Source organism: Lutibacter sp. (genome assembly GCF_041562875.1).
In the GTDB taxonomy this organism is placed as follows: Bacteria; Bacteroidota; Bacteroidia; order Flavobacteriales; family Flavobacteriaceae; genus Lutibacter.
On sequence record NZ_JBFFOE010000144.1, the window covers coordinates 1 to 4,846 of the forward strand.

4 protein-coding genes are annotated in these 4,846 nt (G+C 31.4%); all 4 read left to right on the forward strand.

From position 1 onward, the window contains the following. On the forward strand, positions 1-633 hold a 633-nt coding region (locus ABY863_RS12800; protein WP_372795445.1), incomplete at its 5' end, for an OmpA family protein. Between the two features lie 31 nt (positions 634-664). Then, positions 665-2,977, forward strand: coding sequence for a transglycosylase domain-containing protein (locus ABY863_RS12805; RefSeq protein ID WP_372795447.1), 2,313 nt, complete (start codon positions 665-667; stop codon positions 2,975-2,977). A 293-nt stretch (positions 2,978-3,270) separates the two neighbouring features. Next, on the forward strand, positions 3,271-3,543 hold the full coding sequence (locus tag ABY863_RS12810; protein WP_372795449.1) for a hypothetical protein: 273 nt from the start codon (positions 3,271-3,273) through the stop codon (positions 3,541-3,543). A 379-nt stretch (positions 3,544-3,922) separates the two neighbouring features. Further along, positions 3,923-4,594 carry a hypothetical protein gene (locus ABY863_RS12815; protein WP_372795451.1) on the forward strand — a complete coding sequence of 224 codons (672 nt, stop codon included), beginning with the start codon at positions 3,923-3,925 and terminating at the stop codon, positions 4,592-4,594. Positions 4,595-4,846 lie beyond the last annotated feature (252 nt).

The following is a 4,846-nucleotide window of genomic DNA, read 5'->3' on the forward strand; positions in this document are numbered from 1 at the left end:
CCAGAAGCACCAATTGAAAGTTACGTTACTTTTAAAGTTGACGGAGCAGATGAAGCATTTAGCACTTGGCAAATGGAACTTACAGATAAAGACGGAACTGTACAAAATTTCGGTCCTTACACACAAGAAGAAGTGAGTATTTCTGGAAACACTATTTTAGGCGTAAGCCCTGAAGGAGATTACAACGTGAAAATGATTGGCACAAACAAAAATGGTGAAATTATTACAAAAGAATCTACTGTACACATTGTAGCTTGGACACCTTCTGAAGTTGAAGAAGGAATGAGATTCAGTATTATTTATGAATTTGATGATGCAAACGCAATTGCGATGTACGATAAATATCTTTCAGAAGTTGTGGCTCCTAAAATTCCAGCAAACGCAAAAGTGATCATACACGGTCATACTGATGTTATTGGTGAGGAAGCTTATAACCAAACATTGTCTGAAAAAAGAGCAAATGATGTTAAAACCACTTTGCAAAACAGTGTTTCAAAATTAGGCACCACTGGTGTTACATTTGAAGTAACTGGATTAGGAGAAAATGAAGATGCAGCGCCTTTTGGAAATACACTTCCTGAAGAAAGATCTTACAACCGTACCGTTATTATTGATGTAGTACCTCAAAAATAAATTCTGTAATTTATTACATGGATTGTTTGAAATGAAAAGGATAGGATTTAAACCCTATCCTTTTTTTAATTCCTATTTTTACAACTATTATAGAATTAAATTTATGCAACTTAAAATTCAAAATTACATTAAACAATTTCTTAAATACTTCGCTGTATTTATAACTACCGTAATCTTATTGATAGGATTGTTGTTTTTACTGGTGTATTTTGGTGTTTTTGGATCTTTACCTGATAAAAATGTTTTAGCATCCATCAGTAATGAAGAAGCATCACAAGTAATTTCTTCTGACAATATTTTAATAGGAAAATTCTTTGCAGAAAACCGAACGAATATTCTTTGGGAAGAAATTCCAGAACATCTTAAAAACGCATTGGTTGCGACAGAAGACAAGCGTTTTTATACCCACAAAGGTTATGACACCCAAAGTTATTTTCGTGTATTTGTAAAAAGTATACTGTTTCGTAACACAAATACTGGCGGTGGAAGTACCCTAACACAACAATTAGTTAAAAATCTTTATGGTCGTAATAATTACGGGATTCTAAGTATTCCTGTTAACAAAATAAAAGAAGTAATTATTGCATCCAAAATTGAAGCTATTTATACCAAAGAAGAACTCTTACTGTTGTACCTCAACTCTGTACCTTTTGGAGAAAATGTTTATGGAGTAGAAGCAGCATCACGCCGATATTTTAACAAAACAGCCAGTCAATTAAAAATCGAAGAATCTGCTGTGTTGGTAGGTTTATTAAAAGCTAACACTTATTTCAATCCTAGGCTAAATCCCAAAAATTCCATTGAGCGTCGAAATTTAATTTTGAATTTGATGGAAAAACAACATTATTTATCTTCCAAAGTAACTGATAGTTTACAAAAATTACCACTCCAACTAAATTATGAAAACGTTAATTTAAAAGCTACGGCAGGCTACTTTGTTTATCAGGTAAAAAAGAAAACGTTGGAGCTGTTGGAAACTGTCAAAACTACTACTGGCAAAGAATATAACCTAGAAAAAGATGGGCTGAAAATATATACTACGCTAAATATGCAAGTTCAGGAGTTGGCTTCTGATGCTATTAAAAAGCAGCTTACCAATATGCAGCAACTACTGGATAAAGAACTTGAAAACCGTCAATTTAAAAAACAATGGTACACAAAACAAAAGCAGCAAAGTAAGGAGAAGGACTTGCAAAAAAGAAATGTTGAGGTGCTGGATTGGGAAGGTATGCAAACCAAAAATATTAGTAAGCTAGACAGTTTATGGCATTATTATAAGATGTTAAATGCTGCAGTACTAATTACCAATCCTAAAAATGGAGCAGTCATTAGCTGGGTTGGAGGTAATCATTTTAGAACACTTCCTTTTGATATGGTGCTTTCGCATAGGCAAATAGCTTCAACTTTTAAAACTGTTTTATATGCCACAGCGCTTGAAAATGGTTTTACACCTTGTACATATCTTGAAAATGAAGAAAAAATATATTCGGAATTTGAAGATTGGGAGCCAAAAAACTTTGACCATGCGTCTACGCCAGATAATAACGTTGCTTTGTGGTATTCGTTAGCCCATTCTATGAATCTTCCAACAGTTGATTTATACTTTAAATTGGGTAGAGAAAACCTTCTTAATACTTGTAAAAAGCTAAACTTTCCATTAACAAAAACTAATGCGCCATCAATTGCCCTTGGTACGCTCGACTTATCCCTTTATGAGATTGTAAAAGCTTATGGTGCTTTCGCTAACGAGGGTCAAACTAATGAACTGTTAATGATTGATAAAATTACCGATGCTAAGGGTAACATCTTGTATATTGCAGATACTCCAGAACCGAAAGATGTTTTTAGTATTGAAACCAGTCAGATGATAACAGCCATTTTACAACAAGCAATTAATCAAGGAACAGGAACTAGAATACGCAATAAATATGGAATTAAAGCAGAACTTGCTGGTAAAACAGGAACCGCTCAAAACTATTCTGATGCTTGGTTTATTGCATATACTCCTGATTTAGTGCTAGGCACATGGGTAGGTGCCAGTACACCTGATGTTCACTTTTACAGTGGTAAGGGTTCAGGATCATCTTTGGCATTGCCAATTGTTGCCCAAGTGCTAAAAGGAATTGAAAAGAATAATGCATTAAGAAAAAGATATCTCACTTCATTTGCATTTCCCGATGCTGATTATTCCTTTATGGAATGTGAACCTTATAGAGAAACAGGTATTGAAGGTTTTTTCAATAGATTGTTTGATAATAACACAAAGAAGGATGTGAACGAAGATGAAAAGGATAAGCAGCCAGCAAAAAAATCATTCTTTGAAAAGCTCTTCAAAAGAAATTAATAACTGCAATTAAAAGTTTTAAATTTTATCGATGAAGGCCACGCAGGCAAGTCAAAAAAATAAATTCTTAAAGCTATGAAGAATTCATGCTTTTCAATATAATCTGTGTTTTAAATAAAAACTCAATATGGTTTTAGCCTATAATTTTTCTATTAAATTATGTGTGAATTATGTAAATTTTAATAAAAAATATGTAACTTTATAAGGCACACTATGTTGCATATTTACACATAACTAAATTACAATTTTTAAACAGCAACAAAATGAAAAAAACAAGACTTTATTTAATGATAATGATGTTATCATTAGGTGCATTTACAACAGTAAACGCTTCTGAAAAAAATCCTGCAAAAACTACTACGGAAATCCCTGCAGAAATTCAAGTGATGCTTAATCGTTTAGAAGAAATAAAAGACATGGATAAATCAGAAATGGAGCGTTCTGAGAAAAAAGCGCTACGAAAAGAAGTTCGTGCAATTAAAGCAGATATAAGATCTTCTGGAAACGGTGTTTATATTTCAGCTGGCGCCATTATTATTATTTTACTTTTAATCATTATACTTTAATAATTCATTGATTTGTCATCAATTTAAAATGACTAAAACAGTATTAAATTCTTTAACTTGTTATAGAATATTATTTGAATAAAAAAAGGACACGGAAAAACCACCTGTCCTTTTTTTATTTCATATTTTTTTGAAAAAAGTGCTGTTGCTGAAAATTGAATTTGGTTGCAAAATAATTCAATCTATAACCCCAAATTAAATCTTAACAACAACTTATGATTGCTCTCTACAGCAATTTCAGATAAAATTATTACCTTAATTGCAAACTAAAAAAACAATAAATATTTACAGATGAAACGAGCATTACAAATTTTGACACACAAAGGAATGATTAATGGCGAACAGCATCTGTTACCGCTAAAAAATAAAATTTAAACAGATGAAATACAACATAAAAATAAACAGCATAAAAACTGTTGATGAAATAAAGGATTACTGGACCACCGAAGATTATATCCAATTGTTGGAGAAATTTAATTTTCCCGATGCTGGAACTTCCAAAAAAGATACTTTACATGAATTATTATTAATGGCAATTACCGATTTTGAGCCCAAAGAAGCTGCTGTGATTTTGTTGGATTATAAATTAAGTAATTATTTATCCGAAGGGCAAATTGATCAGATTTCAAATGATATGCTTATTGATACTGTATGTGAAGAATATCCTGAAATAGAACTTCAATATGCATTGTTTAATTGCAATCAGCTACTTTATAAAGCATTCAACGGAACATTTCCAAGCGCAAATGCTACATTAATTGATTGTTCCATTAAACCACTTAATGCAAATTCCGATGTTATAATTACAAAAGAAATTTTGCTAAAATTATTTAGCAATGGCCTTTCTGATAGAAATATTTTGAAAAGATTGTTTGGGACACAGATGGAAGGAAATGCAGATTTCCAAGAAGCTGAAGGCATTGTTTGGGAATTAAAAACAAACGACAATATTAATTTTAAAATTGCAACTTCAGAAAACCTCATAAAAGATGCAGATTTCCCTTCTCTTGAATTTGAAGGAGATTATGAAGTTCCTGTTGATAATGATTAAATAATAAAATTTAAAATGATTTTTAAAGCTTCTGAAAATTTCAGAAGCTTTTTTGATTACTTCTTTAAATAAAAAAATCAGAGCATTCAGCAGACTGCTTTTTATTATTTTACATGTACTTTGTAAGAAATTTAAAAAATTCATTTTTTAAGTCACCATAAATATGGCGTTGAACTTCCATTTTATTTCTACATTCTATGTGTTTTTTAACAAGCATCGTATCTAATATTTCTTCCCCTTTTTTACTATGAG